Origin of the sequence: Streptomyces sp. NPDC051555 (genome assembly GCF_044454405.1) — a bacterium.
Classification (GTDB): domain Bacteria; phylum Actinomycetota; class Actinomycetes; order Streptomycetales; family Streptomycetaceae; genus Streptomyces.
Genome location: NZ_JBITDP010000105.1, coordinates 1 through 1,797, shown reverse-complemented (window position 1 = coordinate 1,797; position 1,797 = coordinate 1). Strand labels below are relative to the sequence as shown.

At 70.8% G+C, this 1,797-nt stretch carries 2 protein-coding genes; one reads left to right on the top strand and one right to left on the bottom strand.

From position 1 onward, the window contains the following. Positions 1 to 110: 110 nt before the first annotated feature. Entirely contained in the window at positions 111 to 1,103 is a 993-nt protein-coding gene (locus ACIBEA_RS44505; protein ID WP_399270279.1) for an IS5 family transposase, read from the top strand. On the opposite strand, the gene ACIBEA_RS44500 is transcribed toward ACIBEA_RS44505, so the two are convergent. Next, positions 1,021 to 1,674 (bottom strand): hypothetical protein, encoded by a 654-nt coding sequence (locus tag ACIBEA_RS44500; protein ID WP_399270277.1) that lies wholly within the window; start codon positions 1,672 to 1,674, stop codon positions 1,021 to 1,023. The genes ACIBEA_RS44505 and ACIBEA_RS44500 overlap by 83 nt on opposite strands. Positions 1,675 to 1,797 lie beyond the last annotated feature (123 nt).

The window sequence follows — 1,797 nt, the reverse complement described above, 5'->3', positions numbered from 1 at the left end:
AGAGCGTGGTGGTGAAGCGATTGGCGTTCGGCTATCTCGGGCGGGTGACGCCTCGCACGCAGGTGCTGGTGGCGGGGAGGGCATGAAAGAGCGGGCCCCTCGGTAGAGACGTGGTTGTCGAGACCCGGCTCGTCCAAGGAGACCCGCTGCGCACCCAGTTGACCACTTCCGACGCCACGTGGTCCATTCCGGCCCCCCTTCCGTGTGACTGCTACGTACACCTGTACGGGGCGATCGCTGCCGGGCGGCGTGCCGAGCGCTATCCCACCGACATGACCGATGCGGAGTGGATCCAGATCCGTGCGTCGATGCCGGTCCCGGCCTGGCTGGAGGGCCGCGGTGGGCGCCCGGAGTCGTTCTGCCACCGAGAAATGGTCGACGCGGTCCGCTACGTCGTCGACAACGGCGCGAAGTGGCGTAGTGTCCCTGCCGATTTTCCCTGGTGGCGGGCGGTATACGACTTCTTCCGACGGTGGTGCCGGCACGGTTATGTGCGCGAGCTGTACCAACGGCTGCGGCGCATCGAGCGACAGCAGCAGGGACGGCCCGCCGAGCCGAGTGCCGGGATCATCGACGCGCAGTCAGTGGACGGAGCGGACACCGTCACCGGCGACACGCGCGGCTATGACGGCGCGAAATCGCGCGACGGCAGGAAGCGCCACATCCTGACCGACACGCTGGGCCTGCTGCTGGAGGTGACCGTCACGCCCGCCAACGTGCACGACTCGATGGCCGCCCCGGAGTTGCTGGAGCGGTTCATGGCCGCGCCGGGCCGACTACTGAAGCTGGTCTGGGCCGACAGCGCCTACCAGGGCCAGGCCTTGGCGCAGGCGTTCGCCCGGCACGGGGTGAAGGTCGAGGTCGTGCGGCGGAGCGACGGGCAGACGGGGTTCGTGGTGCTCGCGCGTCGTTGGATCGTGGAGCGCACCTTGGGGTGGCTGTCGCGGGCCCGCAGACTCAACCGGGACCACGAGCGCCGCCCCGACCACCACGAGCAGATGGTGTGGTGGGCAGGCCTGCTCACGCTGACCCGGCGGATGGCGCGGCAGCGGCTGCACTGGCCGGAGCGGCGGGCCCACCGGCTGGACCCACCGCAGCCCTGAACACCCCACCGCGTTCACGCAGCAGCCAGCCCCGCGCCTCCAGCGCATAAGCCCGGTGCCGCACCTTCTCCACCTCGTTCATCCGTGTCGCGTCCCGGCCCAGCGCCCGCGTCAGCTCCTGCACGGTCACCGGCCCCGACGCTGCCGCGGCCACGGCGAAGACCTGCCGGTAGACCCCCGACAGCACCTCTTCGCCCAGACCGGCCCGCCAGGCCGGCGGCCGCGGATCACGGTCGGTACCCCCACCCGTTGCGGCGGGCACCGCCTGCTGCACGGTCACCGGCACCGCCGTCACCGTCCCGACCGGTCCCGCTACTGATCCTGACGGCACATCATGCTCCCCGCTCTGCCCGGATGCCGTTCCCGGTCCGTCCTCCGCGCGCCGGGTGGCCCCCTCGCCCTCCTCGGCCAGCGCGCGCAGCACCTCTTCACGGGCGATGCGCGCGTGGTCCACACGCTGCCGGGCCGCGACAACGTGCTCCTCGGCCTCCCGCACCGCCTCCAGCCAGGACTCGAGCTCTTCGCGCGCCCGCGCTTCACGGCACTCCAGCAAAGCGATCACCGACGGCACCAGACACCTCCCGGACAGACAGAACCAGCCGTCCGCTGGCTGCCCCGACCCAGCCGCAACCACACCTACCCAACCGGAAAACCGCAGCTCATCGAGCTATAGCACGGTTCATCACCACGCTCT